Origin of the sequence: Nitratireductor sp. StC3 (genome assembly GCF_003015025.1) — a bacterium.
In the GTDB taxonomy this organism is placed as follows: domain Bacteria; phylum Pseudomonadota; class Alphaproteobacteria; order Rhizobiales; family Rhizobiaceae; genus Mangrovimarina; species Mangrovimarina alexandrii.
The window spans coordinates 91,008-112,176 of the sequence record NZ_PYBP01000003.1 but is presented as its reverse complement, the minus strand read 5'-3'; the positions used below and the strand labels follow the sequence as shown (position 1 = coordinate 112,176).

Annotated in this window: 17 protein-coding genes; 8 read left to right on the top strand and 9 right to left on the bottom strand. The window is 67.7% G+C overall.

The genetic code is table 11. From position 1 onward, the window contains the following. Positions 1-2,103: a 3-hydroxyacyl-CoA dehydrogenase NAD-binding domain-containing protein gene (locus tag C7T96_RS07725; protein WP_106570637.1), complete on the bottom strand. Its 2,103-nt coding sequence runs from the start codon at positions 2,101-2,103 to the stop codon at positions 1-3. A gap of 50 nt (positions 2,104-2,153) precedes the next feature. Next, complete coding sequence (pcaD, locus tag C7T96_RS07720) at positions 2,154-2,948, bottom strand: 3-oxoadipate enol-lactonase (RefSeq protein ID WP_106570636.1); 795 nt, start codon at positions 2,946-2,948, stop codon at positions 2,154-2,156. A gap of 473 nt (positions 2,949-3,421) precedes the next feature. Between pcaD and leuA the strand changes: the two genes are divergently transcribed. Next, entirely contained in the window at positions 3,422-5,089 is a 1,668-nt protein-coding gene (gene leuA, locus C7T96_RS07715; RefSeq protein ID WP_199190438.1) for a 2-isopropylmalate synthase, read from the top strand. Between the two features lie 106 nt (positions 5,090-5,195). Next, on the top strand, positions 5,196-5,954 hold the full coding sequence (locus C7T96_RS07710) for an alpha/beta fold hydrolase (RefSeq protein ID WP_106570634.1): 759 nt from the start codon (positions 5,196-5,198) through the stop codon (positions 5,952-5,954). Positions 5,955-5,970: 16 nt separating this feature from the next. Here C7T96_RS07710 and C7T96_RS07705 read toward each other — a convergent pair whose 3' ends face one another. Continuing rightward, positions 5,971-7,383, bottom strand: coding sequence for an adenylate/guanylate cyclase domain-containing protein (locus C7T96_RS07705; RefSeq protein ID WP_158264323.1), 1,413 nt, complete (start codon positions 7,381-7,383; stop codon positions 5,971-5,973). A 206-nt stretch (positions 7,384-7,589) separates the two neighbouring features. On the opposite strand from C7T96_RS07705, the gene C7T96_RS07700 reads away from it, so the two are divergent. After that, positions 7,590-8,267, top strand: a complete 678-nt coding sequence (locus C7T96_RS07700; RefSeq protein WP_106570632.1) for a hypothetical protein — start codon at positions 7,590-7,592, stop codon at positions 8,265-8,267. Here C7T96_RS07700 and C7T96_RS07695 read toward each other — a convergent pair. Next, a complete protein-coding gene (locus C7T96_RS07695) occupies positions 8,249-9,172 on the bottom strand; it encodes a metallophosphoesterase (protein WP_106570631.1) in 924 nt (307 codons plus the stop codon). The genes C7T96_RS07700 and C7T96_RS07695 overlap by 19 nt on opposite strands. Before the next feature lie 154 nt (positions 9,173-9,326). On the opposite strand from C7T96_RS07695, the gene C7T96_RS07690 reads away from it, so the two are divergent. Beyond that, positions 9,327-9,761 (top strand): NUDIX domain-containing protein, encoded by a 435-nt coding sequence (locus tag C7T96_RS07690; RefSeq protein WP_106570935.1) that lies wholly within the window; start codon positions 9,327-9,329, stop codon positions 9,759-9,761. A gap of 15 nt (positions 9,762-9,776) precedes the next feature. Here C7T96_RS07690 and C7T96_RS07685 read toward each other — a convergent pair whose 3' ends face one another. Beyond that, a complete protein-coding gene (locus C7T96_RS07685) occupies positions 9,777-10,766 on the bottom strand; it encodes a glutathione S-transferase family protein (RefSeq protein ID WP_106570630.1) in 990 nt (329 codons plus the stop codon). A 270-nt stretch (positions 10,767-11,036) separates the two neighbouring features. Between C7T96_RS07685 and C7T96_RS07680 the strand changes: the two genes are divergently transcribed. Beyond that, a complete protein-coding gene (locus C7T96_RS07680; RefSeq protein ID WP_164749896.1) occupies positions 11,037-11,552 on the top strand; it encodes an N-acetyltransferase in 516 nt (171 codons plus the stop codon). A 46-nt stretch (positions 11,553-11,598) separates the two neighbouring features. Here the strand turns inward: C7T96_RS07680 and C7T96_RS07675 are convergent, their stop codons facing one another. Genes C7T96_RS07675 through C7T96_RS07660 form a run of 4 tightly spaced genes read right to left on the bottom strand, consistent with a single transcriptional unit; the run spans position 11,599 to position 18,430 of the window. Then, entirely contained in the window at positions 11,599-13,671 is a 2,073-nt protein-coding gene (locus C7T96_RS07675) for a hypothetical protein (RefSeq protein WP_106570628.1), read from the bottom strand. Between the two features lie 9 nt (positions 13,672-13,680). Continuing rightward, positions 13,681-16,503 (bottom strand): DUF4159 domain-containing protein, encoded by a 2,823-nt coding sequence (locus tag C7T96_RS07670; RefSeq protein ID WP_106570627.1) that lies wholly within the window; start codon positions 16,501-16,503, stop codon positions 13,681-13,683. Further along, entirely contained in the window at positions 16,500-17,423 is a 924-nt protein-coding gene (locus tag C7T96_RS07665) for a DUF58 domain-containing protein (RefSeq protein WP_106570626.1), read from the bottom strand. The genes C7T96_RS07670 and C7T96_RS07665 overlap by 4 nt, the downstream gene beginning before the upstream one ends. Further along, the gene (locus tag C7T96_RS07660; RefSeq protein ID WP_106570625.1) at positions 17,423-18,430 is read right to left on the bottom strand and encodes a MoxR family ATPase; all 1,008 of its coding nucleotides are present in this window, start codon (positions 18,428-18,430) and stop codon (positions 17,423-17,425) included. The genes C7T96_RS07665 and C7T96_RS07660 overlap by 1 nt, the downstream gene beginning before the upstream one ends. 133 nt (positions 18,431-18,563) lie before the next feature. Here C7T96_RS07660 and C7T96_RS07655 point away from each other — a divergent pair, with 133 nt between their 5' ends. From C7T96_RS07655 to C7T96_RS07645, 3 genes are read left to right on the top strand one after another with little or no spacing between them, the layout of a single operon-like run. Next, the gene (locus tag C7T96_RS07655; RefSeq protein WP_106570624.1) at positions 18,564-19,193 is read left to right on the top strand and encodes a DUF1285 domain-containing protein; all 630 of its coding nucleotides are present in this window, start codon (positions 18,564-18,566) and stop codon (positions 19,191-19,193) included. Further along, positions 19,194-19,823 carry a CoA pyrophosphatase gene (locus C7T96_RS07650; RefSeq protein ID WP_106570623.1) on the top strand — a complete coding sequence of 210 codons (630 nt, stop codon included), beginning with the start codon at positions 19,194-19,196 and terminating at the stop codon, positions 19,821-19,823. Beyond that, positions 19,820-21,094, top strand: coding sequence for a CCA tRNA nucleotidyltransferase (locus C7T96_RS07645; protein ID WP_106570622.1), 1,275 nt, complete (start codon positions 19,820-19,822; stop codon positions 21,092-21,094). The genes C7T96_RS07650 and C7T96_RS07645 overlap by 4 nt, the downstream gene beginning before the upstream one ends. Positions 21,095-21,169 lie beyond the last annotated feature (75 nt).

The following is a 21,169-nucleotide window of genomic DNA, read 5'->3' as shown; positions in this document are numbered from 1 at the left end:
TCAGGCCGCCTTGCCCTTGCGCAGTGCGGCGAGCCGGGTGCCGGAGGCCGCGGCCTCCTTCAAAAGGGCGGCGGGTTCGAACACGTCCTTGCCGGTGCGCGCGTGCCAGAACTCCAGGCGCTCGACGATGCCGCCCACGCCGTGGCTTTCGGCCCAGAACATCGGCCCGCCCTTGCCGACCGGAAAGCCGTAGCCGTTGACCCAGACCAGGTCGATGTCGGAGGCCCGGGCGGCGATGCCTTCCTGCAGGATCTTCGCGCCCTCGTTGATCAGCGGATAGAGCGTGCGTTCGGTGATTTCGTCGGCCGGAATGTCCCGGCGTTCGATGCCGCGCTCGGCCGCCTTTTCCGCGATCAGGGCCTCGACCTCGGGGTCGGGCGTGGGCGTGCGCGCGCCGGCCTCGTAGATGTAAAACCCCTTGCCGGTCTTCTGGCCGAAGCGGCCCTGTTCGCACAGCGCGTCGGCGATCGCGGCGGTCTTGCCGAGTGCCTTGCGGTTGCGCCAGCCGATGTCGAGGCCGGCGAGGTCGCCCATCGCGAACGGTCCCATCGGCCAGCCGAAATCGGTGAAAACCTTGTCGACCTGCTGCGGGGTGGCGCCCTCCAGCAGCAGGTCCTCGAGCTCGGCCGAACGGGCGGCGAGCATGCGGTTGCCGACGAAGCCGTGGCAGACCCCGACCACGACCGGCACCTTGCCGATCCGGCGCGCCAGCGACACGGCGGTGGCGAGCACGTCGGGCGCCGTCTTGGCGCCGCGTACGATCTCCAGCAGCCGCATGATGTTGGCGGGCGAGAAGAAATGCAGCCCGACCACGTCCTGCGGGCGGCCGGTGGCGGCGGCGATCTCGTCGATGTCGAGATAGGAGGTGTTGGAGGCGAGCACCGTGCCCGGCCGGGCGACCGCCTCGATCTTGGCGAACACCTCCTTCTTGATCGCCATCTCCTCGAAGACGGCTTCGATGATCAGGTCGCATTCGGCGAGGTCGGCATAGTCGGTGGTGCCGCCGAGACGTTCCAGGCGCGCGTCGCGGGCCTCCTCGGTCAGCGAGCCGCGCTTGACCGAAATATCGTAGTTCTTGCCGATGGTGGCGAGGCCGCGATCGAGCGCCTCCCGGCTCAATTCCAGGATCGTGACGGGAACGCCGCCATTGAGGACGGACATGGCGATGCCGCCACCCATCGTGCCGGCGCCGATCACGCCGACGCGCTTGACGGCGCGCGGGGCGACATCCTTGCCGACGCCGTCGATTTTGGCCGCCTCGCGTTCGGCGAAGAACAAATGGCGCTGGGCGCGCGACTGCTCGCCCTGAACGAGCTCGACGAAATAATTCCGTTCGGCGGCGAGCGCGTCCTCGAACGGCATCGTCAGGCTGTTGCGGACCGATTGCGCGCAGCGTACCGGCGCGTCGAGGCCGCGCTTCTTCTTCAAAAGAGCGGCGACGGCGGCGTCGAAGCCGTCGAGATCGTTCTTGGCCTCCGCCAGCTTGTCCTCGCGCCGGCTCACCGGCACGAGGGCCGCACCCTCGTCGGCCCTGGCGCGTGCGAAGGCGATCGCGTTGGCAAGCAGCGCGTCATCGTGGACCGCCTCGACCAACCCGGCGGCAAGCGCATCGCCGGAGCCGATCGGATTGCCCGATACGATCAAGGTCAGCGCCTGCATGGGGCCGATCAGCCTCGGCAGCCGCTGCGTGCCGCCGGCGCCGGGCAGGATGCCGAGCTTGACCTCGGGCAGGCCGAATCTGGCGCCGGCATCCGCGACGCGGAAGTGACAGCCCATCGCCAGCTCAAGCCCGCCGCCGAGCGCGGTGCCGTGAATGGCGGCCACGGTCGGCTTGGCAAACGATTCCAGCGCGGCGATCAGGTCGGGAAGGTTGGGGCGCTCCAGCGCCTTCGGGGTGCCGAATTCCGTGATGTCGGCGCCGGAGACGAAGGTGCGGCCGGCGCAGGCCAGCACCAGGCCGCGTACGCCATCGTCGTCGCGCAGGGCTTCGAGCGCATCGTGCAACGGCTTGCGCAAATGCAGGCTGAGCGCGTTGACGGGCGGATTGTCGAGCGTCACGATCGCAATGTCGCCGTCTCGGGTGACGGTCACGGCTTCTGTCATCAATTCTCTCCCTTGGCGGGCGCCGATCACGCGGCACCACTATCGCGCAATTATGGCAGGCGGGCCTGTTTCAGGAAATCGGAAAGCAGCGCTGCGACTGCGTCCGGTTGTTCGATGCACGGTAGATGTCCCGCGTCCCGGACGATCTCGAAACGGGCGCCGGCGATCAGATCCGCCGTCGACCGCACCAGATCGGGCGGCGTCGAGCCGTCCTGGTCGCCGACCACGCACAGGGTGGGCAGTGTCAGCGCCGCTGTGCCGGCGGTCAGGTCGGCGTCGCGGAGTGCGGCGCAGGTGCCGGCGTAGCCGTCCGCCGGGGTGCGCGTGAGCATGGCGACATAGCCGGCATAGTCGGGATTGTCGGGGCTGCGATAGGCCGGGGTGAACCAGCGTTCCATGATCGCGTCGGCCAGCGAGGCGATGCCGTTTTTAGTCACGCCGTCGATGCGTTGGTTCCACATCTCGGCGGTGCCGATCTTGTGGGCGGTGTCCATCAGCACCAGCGCCTCGGCCAGATCCGGCCGTCTGGCCGCCAGGCCCTGCGCGATCATGCCGCCGACCGACAGGCCGACAAGGGCGCACGATCCGACGCCGCAATGGGCAAGCAGCGCCTCCAGATCGCCGATATGATCGTCGAGCCGGTAGGGCGGCGGCGGTGCCTCGGACAAGCCGTGGCCGCGCTTGTCGTAGCGGATAAAGCGAAAGCCGTCTCCCAGGCGCGCCATCACCGCATCCCAGATGCGGAAATCGGTGCCGAGCGAATTGGCGAAAACCAGCGTGGGTTTGGCCGGGTCGCCCCGGTCCTCGTAATGCAGAACAATGCCGTTGGCACGGACGAACGCCATGCGGTCTCCTCTCCATCTCCGCGACATACTACCGAGTATGTTGCGCGTTTTTCAACCGGTCAATTGGGCCTGAATCGGATTCTTGGGCCCCGAATGCAAGCGCTTTGCCGGTATGGTGCAAGCAGATAGCGGCGCCGGGCGAAGCATGCTTGCCAGGGCGCGGCAAGGCCGGTATAGGACGACTATGTCGACCGCACGCCCATATACGCGTTCAGCCTTGCGCCCGTTCTGCGCGCCGGCGGCCGCGCGTGCGCTTTCCTCGACCCTTCTTCTGCTCGGTCTTATCGGCGATCGCCGGGTCCGCTGAAGGAGCGCCCGGCGGTCGATATGCCTGACCGGGCCTGCTGCTCCTCGCACAACCAATACCGTGATAGCGACGATTGCGTTCCCGTTCGGGCCTTGGCCCGATTGGTGGAGACGCCGGAGACAAGACGATGAACGAACAATCCCCGATCAAGACCACGCCGGCCGGCATGCCGGACGCGGCCAGGAAATATCAGCCTTACCCCGCCGTCGGGCTGCACGACCGGACCTGGCCCGAAAAACGGATCGAACGAGCGCCGATCTGGTGCTCGGTCGACCTGCGCGACGGCAACCAGGCGCTGGTCGACCCGATGGGCCACGAGCGCAAGGCCCGCATGTTCCGGCTCCTGCTCGACATGGGGTTCAAGGAAATCGAGATCGGCTTTCCGTCGGCCTCGCAGACCGATTTCGACTTCGCCCGCTGGGCGATCGAGGAAGCCGGCGTGCCCGACGACGTCGACCTGCAGGTCTTGGTGCAGTGCCGGCCCGAATTGATCGCCCGCACCTTCGAGGCCCTCGAGGGCGCCCACACGCCGATCGTGCATTTTTACAACTCGACCAGCGAGTTGCAGCGCCGGGTGGTGTTCGAGAAGGACGTCGCCGGCATCAAGCGCATCGCCACCGACGCGGCCAAGATGATCACCGACATGGCGGCCAAGGCGGGCGGCGGCTACCGCTTCCAGTATTCGCCTGAAAGTTTTACCGGCACCGAGCTCGAGGTGGCGCTGGAGATCTGCAACGCGGTGATCGAGATCGTCGATCCCACGCCGCAGGATCGTCTGATCATCAACCTGCCGGCGACGGTGGAGATGTCGACGCCCAATATCCATGCCGATCAGATCGAATGGATGTGCCGCAATATCGACCGGCGCGACAGCGTCATCATCTCGCTGCATCCCCACAACGACCGCGGCACCGGGATCGCGGCGACCGAGCTCGGCTTGATGGCCGGCGCCGACCGGGTCGAGGGCACCTTGTTCGGCAATGGCGAGCGCACCGGCAATGTCGATCTCGTCACGCTGGCGCTCAACATGTATACCCAGGGCGTCGATCCGATGCTCGACTGCCGCGACATCACGCGCATGCGCGACGTGTTCGAATATTCGAACCAGATGAAGATACCCGAGCGCCACCCCTATGTCGGCGAGCTGGTCTACACCGCCTTTTCCGGATCGCATCAGGACGCCATCAACAAGGGCATGAAGGCGATCAAGAAGGCCAACAAAGAATTGTGGGAAGTGCCCTATCTGCCGATCGACCCGGCCGATGTCGGCCGCACCTACGAGGCAATCATCCGCATCAACTCGCAGTCCGGCAAGGGCGGCATCGCCTATGTCTTGCAGGCCGACTACGGCATCAATCTGCCGCGCAACCTGCAGGTCGAGTTCTCCCGCCACGTCCAGCAGATCACCGATGCCGAAGGCAAGGAACTGCCGTCGACGCGCATTCACGACAGTTTTATGGAGACCTATGTCGATCAGCCGGACGCGCGGCTCAAATATGTCGATCACCACACCTATCCCGACAGCGAGGCCAAGGGCCGGCGCGTGGTGGAAGCGGTGATCCTCGACAAGGGCCAGGAAATAACGATCCGGGGTACCGGGACCGGGCCGATCGACGGGTTCGTCGACGCGCTTTCGCGCCATATCGGGGTCGAGTTGTCGGTGCTGGACTATTCCGAGCACTCCCTGCAGCAGGGCTCCAACGCCGCGGCGATCAGCTATGTCGAGGTTGAATACCCCAAAGGCCGTCTGTTCGGCGTCGGTATCAACACCAATATCGTCGCCGCCTCGCTCGAGGCGGTGGTGTCGGCGGTCAACCGCATTTTGGGACGGTAAGGGCGGCCGGGAACCGAGCAAGGCGCATCCGCGGCCGGTCGGCCCCGCCGCGGATGATCCCGGTCCTGCCTGACCGGAATGTGGTGCCAGGAGCGGAGGAGGTTGCGTGTCGGATAGTCTTTTTGCCCACGAAATCGGGACCGGAGGCGAGCCGGTGGTGTTTTTGCACGGTTTCGGCGCCGGACATTTCGTCTGGCGCGACATTCAGCCCGCCATCGCCGCGTTCCGTTCCACAATCGCCTATGACCTGCCCGGGCATGGCGGATCGCTGGCCTTCGCCGAGGCGGGCCCGCCCAAGGTGGCGGCAAAGGCCGTGCTCGCCGATCTCGACGCGCGCGGGGTCGGCCGGTTTCACCTCGTCGGCCATTCGATGGGCGGGGCGATCGCGACCCTGATCGCAGCCGGCGCCCCGGAGCGGGTCGCTTCGCTGATGGCGCTGGCGCCCGGCGGTTATGGCGAAACCATCGATGCCGCGCATCTTCGCCGCTACGCCGCGGCCGATACGCCCGCGGCCCTCGGCGCGGCCCTTCGTGTCATGTACGGGCCGGATTTCGCGCTTGCACCGGCCCTGGTGGCGCCCTACGCCGAGGCGGTCGCCCGGCCGGGCCAGACGGACAGGCTGGTCGAGATCGCCGCCTTGCTGTTTCGCGGCGAGCGCCAGGGTGTGATTCCCTACGCCTTGCGGGCCGGCCTGGCGATGCCGGTCAAGGTACTGTGGGGCCGCGAGGACCGTATCCTGCCGTTCTCCCACACCGAGGGGCTGCCGCCGCGCATGGCGCTGCACGCCTTCGCAGGCGCCGGCCATATGCTGGCCGACGAGTGCGCGGCCGACGTCATCCATCTGATCCGACAGAACATTCGCTGACGGCCGCGCAGAGGGCTCAGGGGCGTAGCGGCCGCTTGGGGAGGCGGCTTTCGTGCGCGGCGAGCGTGGCCCGGCTCGCCCAGACGGCAAGTTCCTGGCGGCGTCCCTCGAGCTGGTTGTCGCCGAGATACTCGAAATCCGCCAGAAGCCTGTCGGCGGCCTCGGGATCGCGCCGGCGGATGTCGGCGACGACGTCGTCGCTGATGACGGCGGCGCGGCCGACCAGGCGGGTCAGTTCCTCCAGACGGCTTGCCGCGTTGACCGTGTCGCCGATGACGGCGAGTTCGAGCCGTCTTTCGGTGCCGATATTGCCGACCACGACCGGACCGTAATGCAGGCCGATGGCGATTTGGACCGGCTCGGCGCCGCGGGCGCGGCGCCGCTCGTTGAGCGCGGCGACATCCGTCAGGATCGCGTTGACGCAGGCGACGCCGTTCAGCGGATCCTGGGGCACGGGCTCGGGCGTGCCGAACGTGGCCATCACGCCGTCGCCGATGAACTTGTCGAGCGTGCCGCCATGCCGGAAGATCGCTTCTTCCAGCAATCCGTGCACCTCGCGCAGCAGACTGATGGTTTCGACCGGGGTGTGGCGCTCCGACCAACGGGTGAAGCCGACGACGTCGGCAAACAGGATCGCGGCGTCGAGTTCGCGGATCTCGGCGAAGGGCAGGTCGTCGCGCGCCAGTTCGTCGACCGTTGCCGGCGGAAAATAGCGCGCGAGATTGAGCCGCTGGCGCTCGATCGCCGCGTAGCGCCACACCAGCCGGCGCGAACGCGCCACGCCGCCGGCCAGGATCGTGGCGACGATGCCGAACACGACGATCTTCTGCGCCTCGACCGACAGGTCGATCAGAGCCGGATTCGCGATCAGGGTGATGCGCTCCGACAGGTCCAGCGACGACGATCCCGGCGCGAAGGGGGAATAGATGACGCTGTCCGGCAAGGAGGCGAGCCAGGTCAGGCCGACAACCCAGCTGACGATGCCGACAAACCCGCCCCACAACACCAGCCTGGGCTGGTCGGAAAAGGCAAGGCCGGCGATCAGCACGAAGAAATAGCCGAAAGTCTCGAACCGCAATGCCAGTTGCGGCGGATAGTCGGCGGGCGAAAACGGATTCGGATACAGCATCATCACCGTGATCAGCGCGAAATCGAGCGTGACGAATACGTAAAGATGCCAGTTCCGGAGCCAGCCCAACCGGTCGATCATTGCCGGAATGAAGCCCGTCAGCAGAAAGACGATGACGAGCGACTGATAATAGAAGGATTCGGGATAAGGCGCGATGACGGCGACCAGGATATAGATTGCCACCAGCGCCGCGACGCGCCCGCGCAACTGCAGTCGCCGCCCCTCGCGCTCGTGCCGGTCGAATGTCTCGTTGAGAAGCGTTGGAAACGATCTCGGCTTGCGCCGGGAGCGGTTCCGCATTGTCGATCCGAACCGTTCCGCAACCGCCATGTCGTTCATCCCGCGCGAATCTAGCGTCCCACACATAATTGACCGGACGGGGATTACCAAAGGGCGGCGCGATTTCCGCCGGTGCGCCCGCCGCATTCGGGCCGATACTCTTTGTGACCGGGACGAACACTGTGTTAAAGAAGTGTTAACCCACACGATCGGCACGGGGATCGGTCATGAACGACGGACAGAAGATCGCGGCGGAACAGTCGCAGGGCAAACTCGCGCAGGCGCTGCGCGAAGTCAGGACGGCATCGGCCGAACGCGAGGACGTGGTGGTGGAACTGCGCGAGGCGGCGCGCATGCGCCTCGAGCTTCTAGCGCAGGAGCTGGAGCCGGTTTTCGCCGACGTGCCGCCCGAGGAGATCCAGTTCGACTTCGCCATCTCCTCCGGCGTCCAGCCGCGGCTCTGGATCGACGCCGTCACCCATGTCGCGCTCGGACGCGACCGGCGCACCTATCGATTTGTCCGCGACACCCGGCTGGGGCGCACGGTGCTTGCCGAATCGACCGAGATCAAGCCGGTGGCCGACCAGGTCACCCGTTATATCGCCGAGCGTATGATCGAGCGACAGCGCTGGCTCGACGGCACGGTCGAGCCTCTGCGGCCGGCAAGCGCTGAAACCGCCGTGGCCACCGGCCGGGAGGCCGGGGATGATGGCGTCGACGAGCCCGCCGAGGCGCCGTCTTTGTCCAATGGAGAGGCGCGGGCCCGCCGGGCGCGCAAGGCCGGCCAGGGTCTCAGGGCGTTCCTGTCTGGGCTGGTGATCGTGCTTGCCGGGGCGGCGGTCGCCTTCGCGATCGCCGCGGCGATCTACTGGGAGCGTCTGGCGGCCTATTTCGCCGCCGGCTGAAGCGGCTTGAGCAGCGCGGTCCGTTCGATCTCGCGCAGCGCCAGGGCCGCGCCCGTGACGCCCTTGCGCGTCAGGTTGAGCGTCCAGGCGCCCGGCCGGCCGCCGATTTCGAACAGGTTGAACTGGGCCGCGGGCTTCTTGCCGCCCAGACCCTGACTGGCCGAGGTGACGCCCACCACCGGGGCGGGACCGTCGCGCGCGGGAATGTGATGGAGCGTCGGCAGGTGGGTATGGCCGTGCAGCACCAGTTCGACGCCGTGCCGGCGCACGATGCGCTGGAACAGGCCGATGCCGTAGAGCCGCTTGTGGGCGGACGTTGCCCCGCGCACGGGCGGGTGATGGATCATGATCACCCGGAACAGGCCGCGCTGTTCGGCAAGGCGCAGCAGATGGCCGAGGCGCGCGGCCTGGGTCGCGCCGAAATGGCCGAGCGCCATGAACGGGCCGGTGGCGCGGGCCGACGACACGCCGATCAGCGCCACGTCGCCGCGCACCCGCAGATAGGGAAAACCGTATTCGGATAGCCCCACCCCGGTTTTCTCGCCGGTGATCCAGGGGCGCCAGGCCCGGCAGCTCTTGACGAGCGCGCCCGGCACATAGGCGTCGTGATTGCCCGGCACGACCGAGACGTCGTCCGGCCGGCCCAGGGCTGTCAGCCATTCGCGCGCCAGTTCGATCTCGGCGTCGAGCGCCAGGTTGACCAGGTCGCCGGTCACCGCCAGATGATCGGCCTCGGCCTGGGCGAGGCCGGCCATCAGCGCCTCGGTCACGCCCGGGTTCAGCAGGTGCTTGCGGTTGCGTTTCCAGTTGACGTAGCCGGTGATGCGCTTGGAGGCGAGCTCGCGGTAGGATAGATCGGGCAGGGGGCCGAGATGGATGTCGGAAATATGCGCGAGGCGAAACATGCGGTTCGTTCTGAAGCTGCTGTTGTGGGGCCGAACCTAAAGTGGTTCGGCTGCGAATGAAACGGCCTGCGTTCGTTTGCCGCTCGGTGTCGGTGCGCCCGTGAGTGCGGCCGGCGCGTCATCGGCGGGCTGGTCGCGGCTGCGCACCCGGTTGATGCATGTCGTCTTTCTGCTCGGCCGGCCGATGACGCTCGGCGCCCGCGCGATCGTCTTTCGCGCCCCGGACCGCTCGGTGCTGCTGGTCCGGCACAGCTACGTGCCGGGCTGGCAGCTTCCCGGCGGCGGCGTCGAGCCGGGCGAGGCGCTGGAGGAAGCCCTGACGCGCGAATTGCGCGAGGAGGCCAATGTCGAACTCGACGCGCCGCCGGCGTTGAAGGCGGTCTATTTCAACCGCAACGCCAGCCGGCGCGATCACGTCGCGCTTTATCTCGTCACCGCTTTTCGCCAGACGGCGGACAAGGCGCCCGACCGCGAAATCGTCGAAGCGCGCTTTTTCGGCCTCGATGCGCTGCCGGCGACCACGACGCCGGCCACGCGCCGGCGGATCGGGGAAATTTTCGGCGATGCGCCCATTTCGCCCTACTGGTAGCGGCCGCAGGGGCACTCAGGCGGCGGCGGGCAGCCGGGCGCGGTCGTGCGGGGCCTCGTAGTCGAGCGCGGGGCCGACCGGCACGACGCGGGTCGGGTTCACGCTCTCGTGGCTGGAATAATAATGCTGCTTGATATGGAAGAGATCGACCGTGTCGGCAATGCCCGGCAATTGGTAGAGTTCGCGCAGATAGTTCGACAGGTTGGGATAGTCGGCGATCCGCCGCAGATTGCACTTGAAGTGCCCCACATAGACCGGGTCGAACCGCACCAGCGTGGTGAAAAGCCGCCAGTCGGCCTCGGTCAGGCGCTCGCCGGCCAGGTAGCGATGGTGCTGCAGATGCGCCTCGATCTCGTCGAGTGCTGAAAAAAGCTCGGCGAAGGCTTCTTCGTAAGCTTTCTGCGTGGTCGCGAAGCCGCAGCGATAGACGCCATTGTTGACCGGCTCGTAAATGCGTTCGTTCCACCGGTCGATTTCGGCGCGCAGTCGGGCCGGGTAGAGATCGACGCTGGCGTCGCCCCAAGCGTCGAAGGCGGCATTGAGCATGCGGATGATCTCGGAGGATTCGTTCGAGACGATGGTCTCTTCCTTCCGGTCCCACAACACCGGAACGGTCACCCGCCCCGAATAGGCGGGATCGGCCCTGGTGTAGATCTGGTGCAGGAAATTTGCGCCGTAAAGCGGATCGCCGGTGGCGCCGTCGCGCTCGCGGAAGGTCCAGCCGTTCTCGCCCATGAAGTGGTCGACGACGGCGACCGAGATCACGTCGTCGAGCTTCTTGAGCGCGCGCACGATCAAGGTGCGGTGCGCCCAGGGGCAGGCCAGCGACACGTAGAGATGGTAGCGTCCCGCCTCGGCCTTGAAACCGCGCTCGCGTCCCTCGGCCGGTGCGCCATCCGGCGTCACCCAGTCGCGAAACCGGGATTGGGAACGCACGAACCGTCCGCCCGATTTCTTGGTGTCGTATCCCTTGTCGAACCATTGTCCGTCGACGAGCAAACCCATGTCGCAACTCCCTTGTTGGAGACCAATTTAGGCATCGGTTCCGGATTTCACAGCCCGTTCGGGCTTGAACGGATCGTCACCGCAGCGGCGACGTCGCCCGCAACGGGCCGATTTTCGCGTGGACGGGTGGGCGAATTGGTGCTAGCTGGATTTTTCCAAGGGGGCAAAAATCAGCCATGAACCGTATCCAGCGACGACGACCACGCCCGCGCGGCTAGCCGCGTTCGCCTTCCGCCCACGGGCGGCTGTCGTCACCGCTTTGCGATACGGATTATCATGCTCGACATTGCCTATCTGGCCGAGACGGCCGAACACGATCACGCCATCGAAGACATCAACGCGGAAGCCTTCGGGCCCGGCCGCTATGCCCGCGCGGCCTACAAGATCCGCGAAGGCGGCCCGCATGAGCGCGCGCTGTCCTTCGTTGCCATGCACGACGGCCAGGTGGTCGCCACCGTTCGGCTGACCCGGGTGGCGGCCGGTTCGGGGCGGGCGCTGCTGCTCGGTCCGCTGGCCGTGAAGCCGGCCTTCAAGGACAGGGGGATCGGCCGCGCGCTCGTGCGCGTCGCCATCGAGGCGGCCCGCGCGGCGGGCGCCCCGGCGGTGATTCTGGTCGGTGACGAACCTTATTACGGTCCGCTCGGTTTCCGGCGCATTCCGGCCCGGCGCATCGTCATGCCGCGTCCGGTCGATCCGAACCGGCTTTTGATCCACGAGATTTCCGAGGGCGCGCTCGATGCGCTGCAGGGCGTGATGGTTCACGCCGATCACGCGGTTCCGGCGTAGCGTGTCTGGGCGCGATCCGCGCCGGGGCTGATCCGGTGTCGTGGGCTCAGCGCCCCTCGCGATACCACATGGCGCAAAAGGCGAACAGCAGCAGCGCCAGGCCGAAAAAGCCGGCGAACAACGGCACCCGATTGACCGATTTGAGCACGCTGTCGCGGGTCGTGCGCAGGCCGATCCAGTCGCGCCCCGACGCTTCGGTGCCGGCGGCGCGCACGGGCACGATGCCGGGCATCGCCAGCCCCCCGCCCAGGCCGGCGAGGCGACGGACGCTGCCGCCGGTCGCCTCGGCCGCCGGACGCAGCACGTCCAGGGTCGATACGGTCTCGGCGAATTCCGGCGCGTTGACCGGGCCGACATGGGCGAGCGCGGTCAGATCGCCATTGGCGACCTGGTAAAGGCCGATTTCCTCGACCGTGGCGCTGCCGGAGAAAAGCCCCGGCTTGCCGGCGACCAGCGGCAGGTCCATCGTCGCGCCGGACGGGGTGATGATCCGCGCCGGGCCTGCCTCCTCGCTCATCGTCTGCCGGCTGACTTCGAGCGTCATGCCGCGGCCGGAGGCCGTCAGGCGCTCTTCCTCGAGTTCGGGTTCCTTCATCAGCCAGTGGGCGATGCGGCGGTAGAGCGAGACATGCGGCCCGCCGCCCTCGAAGCCGCGCGCCCACAGCCAGCCCTGGTCGGACAGGAACATGCCGACCCGGCCCTCGCCATTGCGGTTGAGCAGAAGCAGCGGTTCCTCGCCGGGCCCCTTCATGACGACGTCGCCCAGGGGCCGCGAAATGCCCACCAGACGGAACCAGCGGCTCCAGTTCGGCGGTTCCTGTCCGGATCCTTCCAGCCCGCGCGTCACCGGGTGGCGGGCGCCGGTTTCCGTCAGGCGCGGGTAAAACGCCTCCTCGATCACGGTCCCCGTCGGCAGGGCCGGCAGGGCCGACATCAGCGGCGTGCGCGAGATCGACTGCTCGCCCGCATATTCGGGGCCGGCGGCGATCAAAAGCGCGCCGCCGCGTTCGACATATTCGGCGATGTAGTCGTAATACAGGATCGGCAGCACGTCGCGGTGCTGGTAGCGGTCGAAGATGATCAGGTCGAAATCGTTGATCTTCTCCACGAACAGTTCGCGGGTGGGAAAGGCGATCAGCGACAGGTCGTTGATCGGCGTGCCGTCCTGTTTTTCGGGGGGGCGCAGAATGGTGAAGTGCACCAGATCCACCGCCGCGTCCGATTTCAAAAGGTTGCGCCAGGTGCGCTCGCCGGCATGCGGTTCGCCCGATACCAGCAGCACGCGCAAATTTTCGCGAATGCCGTCGACGATCGCGATCGCGCGGTTGTTGGTGTCGGTGATCTCGCCCTCGGCGCGTTCGACCGACAATTCCACGATGTTGCGTCCGGCGCCCGGCACGGTGATCTCGAGCGGCATTTCCGAGCCGAAGATGGCGCGCTCAAGGGCGACCTGTTCGCCGTTGATCGACACCCGCACGTCGACGGGCCGGCCTTCCTCGCCGGTGCCGATGACGCGGTAGGACATCGACAGCGGCTTGCCGACAATGCCGAAACGCGGCGCGTTGACGAAGCGTACGCGGCGGTCGCGCTCGCCGTCGTCGCCGGTGACCAGCGCATGCAGCGGGCCCGGCAGACCGTCGAAGACGGCCGGCATGTCGTGGACCTGGCCGTCGGTGACCATCACCGCGCCGCCGATACGCGACGGCGGCACGTCGCGGAACACGCTTTCCAGCGCCGCGAACAAGCGGGTCTGGGTGCGATCGTCGGTGTCGCTGGCGCGACCGGCCTCGACCACGCGCACGTCGAACTGGTTGAAGCGGCCGAGGCGGGCCTTCAGCTCCTCGACCGCCTGCTCGGTCGTGGCCTGGCGCGCGCCGATATCCTGGCTCTGGCTGCGGTCGACGACGACGGCGACCACGCTTTGCAGCGGGTCGCGTTCCTCGTCGAGCAGGACCGGATTGAGGAGCGCGAGCGCCAGGGCGGCAAAGGCGGCGACGCGCAACAGCGCGCCGCGCTGGCGAAAATAGAGCGCGGCAAGGGCAAGCAGTGCCATCGGCACGGCGAGGGCCGCCATAAGTGGCCAGGACAGGAGCGGTTCGAAGGCGAGCGACCAGTTCATCAGCCGCTCCTATTGCCCGAGCCGTTCGAGCAGGACCGGCACGTGCACCTGGTCCGATTTGTAGTTGCCCGTCAGCATGTACATCATGATGTTGACGCCGGTGCGAAGCGCGTAGATGCGCTGCATCGGATCGGCCGGCACCGTCGGCAACAGCGGATCGCCGTTGGCGTCGATCGCCCAGGCGCCGGCGAGATCGTTGGCGGTGATCATGATCGGCGAGACGCCGTCGCCGGTCCTCACCGGCCGGCCGTCGCTGCTTTGCGCGTTGAGCACGGCCTCCACCCACAACGGGCCGCCGGCGTAGCGACCGGGGAAATCGCGCAGGATGTAGAAGGACTTGGTCAGCACGTGGTCCTCCGGCACCGGCTCGAGCGGCGGCACGTTCAGGTCGGAAAGAATATCGCGCAGCCGCCGCGTGGCCGGGCTTGCGGCGCCCGACAGGTCGAAGCCGGTCGCATATTGGTCGCGCGTGTCGAACAGAACCGAACCGCCCTGGCGCATATAGGCGTCGACGCGGGCGATGGCGGCCTGCGAGGGCATGGGCGCTGCCGGATCGACCGGCCAGTAGATCAGCGGATAAAACGCCAACTCGTCATTGGCGATGTCGACGCCGGCCGGCGGACCCGGCTCGAGCGCGGTCTTGTCGATCAGGAAGCGGGTGAGCCCGGCGATGCCGGCACGGCTGACGGCGTCGATCGAAGCGTCGCCGGTCAGCACGTAGGCGATGCGGGTGGTCGCGATCGCGGCGATCGCCTCGGCGTCGCCCGGCTTGGTGTCCTGGCCGGCGGCCTCGTTGACGCCGCCGGCCAAAAGTCCCGCGCCGAGCGCGATGGCCACAAATGCGGCACCCGCCGCCCTGGGCGCGGCGCGGCGTCTGCGGGCAAACACGCCGCCGATCCAAAACACGGCCAGCGTGTCCAGCACCATCAGCGCCAGGGCCAGCCCGATCAGCGGGCCGCGCAGGTCGCGCGACTGGTCGAGCGCATAGGCGGCCGTGGAAACCGGCAAGTCGGTCGCCGGGCGCTCGATGGTGGCGAGCGTGGCCTCGGCACCGAGCAGATTGTGAGCCACAAGCCCTTCCTCGGTGCCGTAGAGGCCGGGCGGGTTTTCGATCGTCACCGTTTGCGGGCCGCCGGTGGCAAGCGGTCTGGCGTCGGGGGACGGCGGTGCCAGCATGCCGTTGGCGGCGATCATGCGAAACGGCGCCAGCGTCTGGAGATTGCCGCTGGCAACGGCCTCGATCGCGCCTTGGTTGCGCGACATCTGCACCAGCCGCCGCAGCACGTCGACGAAGCTGCCGGAGATCGGCAGGCTGGACCAGGTCGCCTCGGGGGTAACGTGAAACAGCACGATCGTTCCCTCGCCGCGCGCCGCGCCGGTAACCAGCGGCGTGCCATCGGCGAGGTTGGCCCAGGTCCGCTCGAAAAGATCCGGCGTCGGCTCGGCCAGCACCTGGCGCGTGACGGTGACGTCGCGCGGCGGCGTCAGGTCGGCGAAGGGACCGGTGGGCGGAAACTCGGCCACCGGCTGCGGTTCGGTCCACGTCAACGAGCCGCCGAGCGCACGTTCGCCGAGCCGCAGACGCACCGGAAGCAACGCGTCGTCATTGTCGGCCGCGGCCAGCCGCGATCCGGCAAAACGCACCAGCGTGCCGCCGCCCTCGACCCATTCGATCAGTGCCTGGCGGGCGGCGTCCGGCAATGTGCCGACATCGGCCATGACGATCAGCGCCGGCTTTTGATCGAGCAGGTCGGGGATCGCCTCGGCGAGGTCGAAGGTCGGCGCCTCGACCAGGTCGGCGAACGGCGCCAGCGCGCGCTCGATATAATAGAGCGGCGACAGCAGCGGTTGAGCCTGGTCGCCCTCGGCTTGCGAGACCAGACCGACGCGGCGGCGTTTGGCGTTTTCGTCCAGAACCCTGACGGCGGCAGCCTGGTTCTCGCCGTCGACGCGGATGGTGGCGAAGTCGTTGCGCAGCTCGAACGGTACCCGCAATTCCGCCGTTGCCGCGGTCTCGCCCGGAGCGAAAGCGAACACGGTGTCGGCGATGCGGCGTCCGCGATCGTCGAAGGCGCCGGCCGTTACCTGGCGCGGACCGGTATCGGCCGCCGCCCGTATCGCGGTGACCGCGAAATGGTCGGGGCGGTTTTCCGTGGCGGTCAGGCCGATCATGGCCAGCCGCTCCGGCGTGATCCAGACGACTTCGCCGGCCGTTCCGCCCAGCAATTGCGCGAAGGCAGCCTCGTCGCCGGCGCTGGCCAGCCCGTCGGACAGCACGGCGACCGTCGCCGTCGGCAGGGCGTCGAGAGCGCCGGCCACGCGGCCGAATATCGCGGCGCGGTCGACCGGGACAGGCCGCGGTTCGGCCGCGCGCAAGCGGTTGCGGGCTTCCTCGGCATCGAAGGGACCGATCTCGGCATTCGGCTTCTCGGCCGTCAGCGCCAGCACGACCGGCGCGCCGCTTTCGGCGGCGTCGGCAATCAGCCGTTCGGCGGTGGCGACGCGCAGGTCCCAGTCCGTCGCCGCCGCCCAGCCATTGTCGATGACCAGCGCCAGCGCCTCGCCGGCCGTCTGGAGCTTTTCGCGCGGGCGGAAGATCGGCTCGGCGAGCGCGAGGATCACCAGCGCGGCCATCACGAGCCGCAACAGGGTTAGCCACCACGGGCTTTGATGCGGCGTTTCCTCCTTTTTCAGCACGCGCGCCAGGATGCGCAGCGGCGGAAACAGCTCGGACTGGGGCTTGGGCGGCGTCAGCCGCAGCAGCCACCAGATGACGGGCAGCGCGAGCAGGCCGAGCAGCACCAGAGGCTGGCCGAAAGCTAGGAAACTCATCGCGGCCCTCCCGCCGTGCGGGCGAAAGCGGCGCTCAGCGCCAGGTGGACCTGCACCAGCGCCTCCGAGGCCAGCCTGTCGGTGTGATTGACCGTGTAGCTCCACGACAGGCGCTTGCACCAGGCGGCCAGCGCCTCGCGGCGCGCCAGATAGGCCTGGCGATAATCCTCAGCCAGGGTTTCGGCCCGGCCGGCGGTCAGTTTCGCGCCGGTTTCGGGATCGCGAAACTCGGTGCGGCCGGCATAAGGAAAGCTTTCCTCGGCCGGATCGGCAATCTCGATCAGATGGGCGCGTACGCCGTGGCGCGCCAGCACGTCGAGCCAGGCCATGGTCTCCTCGACGGGATCGAGGAAATCGCTGACGATGACGATGTCGGAAAAGCGGCGGATCGCGGCCAGTTCGGGCCGGTCGGGCACGGTTTTGGCCTGTAGCAGGCTCGAGGCCAGACGCTCGGCGCCGTTTCGGGCCACGAACGGATCGGACAGGCCGGGCCAGGCGATGCGCTCGCCGCCGCGCGACAGCAATTCGGCCAGCGCCAGCACCAGGACCAGCGCGCGCGATTCCTTCGACACCGCGGCATTGGCGGAGCGGTAGAGCATCGAGGGCGAGGGATCGGCCCACAGCCACACCGTATGGGCGGCTTCCCATTCGCGGTCGCGCACGAAGATGTGCTGATCGTCGCGCGCCGAGCGGCGCCAGTCGATGCGGGCGGTCGCCTCGCCCTCCACATAAGGCCGGAACTGCCAGAAATTTTCGCCGATGCCGCGCCGGCGCCGTCCGTGCCAGCCGGCGATCACCGTGTTGACGATACGGCGCGCATCGACCAGCAGATCGGGGATCAAGGCGGCGCGCGACCGTCCCCTGGCCAGGGCATCGCTCGGTGCGACCGGGGTGGCCGCCTGGCCTATCGGCGCCACCATCAACCGCCTTCTTTCACCAGCCTCGCGATCACGTCGCGCACGTTCATGCCCTCGGCGCGAGCCGAGAAGGTCAGCGCCATGCGGTGCTGCAGCACCGGTTCGGCCAGCGCATGCACGTCGTCGACCGACGGGGCCAGACGTCCGTCGTACAGCGCGCGCGCCCGCGCGCACAAGGTCAGTGCCTGGCTGGCGCGCGGCCCGGGCCCCCAGGCGACATGCTTGTCGGTCTCGGCATTGCCGTTGCCGGGGCGCGCGGAGCGCACCAGATCGAGAATCGCCTCGACCACGCTTTCGGGCACCGGCATGCGTCGGATGAGCGCCTGAATCTCGCGCAAACGCTGCGACGACAGCACGTTTTCGGCCTTCGCCTCCTCGGCGCCGGTGGTTTCCAGCAGAATGCGGCGTTCGGCCTCGATATCGGGATAGAGAATGTCGACCTGCATCAGGAAACGGTCGAGCTGGGCTTCGGGAAGCGGGTAGGTGCCTTCCTGCTCGAGCGGGTTCTGGGTCGCGAGCACGTGGAACGGGGCCGGCAGGTCGTGACGCGCGCCGGCCACGGTGACGTGATATTCCTGCATCGACTGCAACAGCGCCGACTGGGTGCGCGGGCTGGCGCGGTTGATCTCGTCGGCCATCAGGAGCTGGGAGAAGACCGGGCCGGGGAGGAAGCGGAAATAACGTTTGCCGTTGTCGTCCTGCTCCATCACCTCGGAGCCGAGAATGTCGGACGGCATCAGGTCGGGAGTGAACTGGATGCGGCGGGAATCGAGCCCCAGCACCGTGCCCAGCGTGTCAACCAGCTTGGTCTTTGCAAGCCCGGGCACGCCGACGAGCAGGGCGTGTCCGCCCGCCAGGATGGCGACCATGGTGCGCTCGACCACCGCTTCCTGGCCGAAAACCACCTTGCCGACCGCCTCGCGGGTGCGCGAGATGTCGGCCAGCGCGCCTTCGGCCGCGGCGATCATCTGTTTTTTGTCGACCGCCTGTTGCTTCACCGTGACGCCCATGCCGTTTTTCCTTCGCTGATCGACCGCCACCGGCGACATGATCCCCCGATTCGCGCCATTCCGGTATATGCACCTTAAACTTAAAACGCCCAAAGTGGCTGACAAGCGGAGCGACAGTGACTATTTCGTGACCATGACCGATCAATCCGAGACAAAAGGCAAGGGCTTGAACGAAGCCGGCGACGCCGCGTCGCTCGCCGCGCTGGTGTCGCGTGCGACGCGGGCCGGAAAGGGCGCTGCGCCGGTCGAGCGCTGGAATCCGGACCATTGCGGCGACATCGACATGGAGATCCGCGCCGACGGCACCTGGTTCTATATGGGTACGCCGATCGGCCGCATGCCGCTGGTGCAGCTTTTTTCCACCGTTCTGCGCAAGGACGAAGACGGTAAGACCTATCTCGTCACCCCGGTTGAAAAGGTCGAGATCAGGGTCGAGGACGCGCCGTTCCTGGCGGTCGAGCTGGCCGTGTCGGGCACTGGCGACGACCGCAGGCTCACCTTCCGCACCAATGTCGGCGATGTCGTGGAGGCCGGCGACGCCCACCCGCTGCGTTTCGTGCTGGAAGACGAGACCGAAGGGCTGAAACCCTATCTTCTGGTGCGCGGGCGGCTGGAAGCGCTGGTGGCGCGGGCGGTGATGTACGAACTGGTGGAGCTCGGCGAGGACATCGAGGTCGACGGCGAGACGATGTTTGCGGTGCGTTCCGGCGGCGTCGTCTTCCCCATCATGCCGGCGGCCGAGCTCGAACGGCTGAGCGCGTAGATGGAGCTGTGCCACCCCACCGCATACACGGCGGCCGAATTCGGCCGGCGCGCGGTTCGCGAGAAGGCGCCGCACGCGGTCGAGCTGGGCGATCACGTGCTCAACCCGTCGCTGAAGGAGCTGATCCTGGGCAACAGGCTGCGCGATGCGGCGGTTCTGGTGCCGGTGGTCGATCGCGGCGCGGAGGCGACATTGCTGTTGACCACGCGCACGGCCGCGCTGCGCAACCATTCGGGCCAGATCGCCTTTCCGGGCGGCCGCATCGATCCCGACGACGCGACGGCGGAGTTTGCCGCCCTGCGCGAGGCGCGCGAGGAGATCGGCCTGGATCCCGGCCATGTCGACATTGTCGGGCGCCTGCCCGACTACGTCACCGGCAGCGGCTACCGGATCGCGCCGGTGCTGGCCACGGTCAGCCCCGGCTTCGACATGACCATCAATCCCGCCGAGGTTGACGACGCCTTCGAGGTGCCGCTGCGCTTCCTGATGGACCCGGCCAATCATCGCCGCGAAAGCCGGTTGTGGAACGGCCGCGAACGGTTTTTCTACACCATGCCGCATGGCGAGCGGTATATCTGGGGCATCACCGCCGGCATCATCCGTACCGTTTACGAAAGGCTCTACGCGTGACGCCGGTTTCGATCGCGGACAGGGCGCCCTGGCTTGCCGCGCCGGCGCTGCAGCGTCTTTTGGCCCTGTTGTCGGAGGACGGCGAAGAGGGGCGGATTGCCGGCGGCGCGATCCGCAACACGCTTTTGGGCGAGGCGGCCGGCGATATCGACATCGCCACCACCTGCCTGCCCGACGAAACCGTCGCGCGCGCCGAGCGCGGCGGCTTCAAGGCTGTGCCAACCGGTTACGAACACGGCACGATCACCGTCATCGCCGACGGCGTCGCCTACGAGGTCACCACGCTCCGGGCCGACATCGAGACCGACGGGCGGCGCGCCAAGGTGCGCTTCGGGCGCGACTGGCAGGCCGATGCCGAGCGGCGCGATTTCACCATCAACGCGCTTTACGCCGACGCGGCCGGTCGCGTCGTCGACCTGGTCGGCGGGCTCACCGACATCGACAGCCGCACGGTGCGCTTCATCGGCGATGCAGAGGCCCGCATCCGTGAGGACTATCTGCGCATCCTGCGGTTTTTCCGCTTTTTCGCCCGTTACGGCTCGGGCCGGCCCGACGCGGCCGGGCTCAAGGCTTGCGCGCGGCTCAAACGCGGCCTCGACACGCTGTCGGCCGAGCGGGTGTGGTCGGAGCTCAAGCGGCTGCTTGCGGCCGACGATCCGTCCCGCGCGCTGTTGTGGATGCGCCAGGCGGGTGTGCTGACCGCCATCCTTCCCGAGAGCGAGAAATGGGGCATCGACGCCATTCACGGCCTCGTGCGGGCCGAACGCGACCTTGACTGGCCGCCCGATCCGCTTGTGCGGCTCGCCGCGATCGTTCCGCCGGACGCCCCGCGCATTGCCGCCCTGGCGCGGCGGCTGAAACTCGCCAACGCCGAGCGCGACAGGCTGGTTGCCTGGGCGGCGACGCCGCAAATCGGCCCCACGGCGAGCGAAACCGAGCTGGCGCGACTCGCCTACAGGACCGGTCGCGCCGGGTTCGATGATCGGCTGCGGCTGGCGCTGGCCTCGGCGCGGGCGCGCGCCGTCGCCGACGACACGGCGATGATCGAGGCCGGCGGCTACTACCGGCTGAAAAAATTCCTCGACGGCTGGACGATGCCGGAATTTCCGATCGGCGGCGCCGATCTGATCGCGATCGGCATTCCCGCCGGCCCGAAAATGGGCAATGCGCTACGCGATCTTGAGGAAATCTGGATCGATTCGGGCTTTGTGCTGGAACGCGATGCCCTGCTCGCCCGCGCGGAAGAGCTGAAGCGAACCATCCTGTCCTGACAGACTTGCCTGCCCTGAAAGACTTGGCGGTTTTGATATTTTCCGGCCGGCGCCCGGCGACGGTGTTGCCGGGCG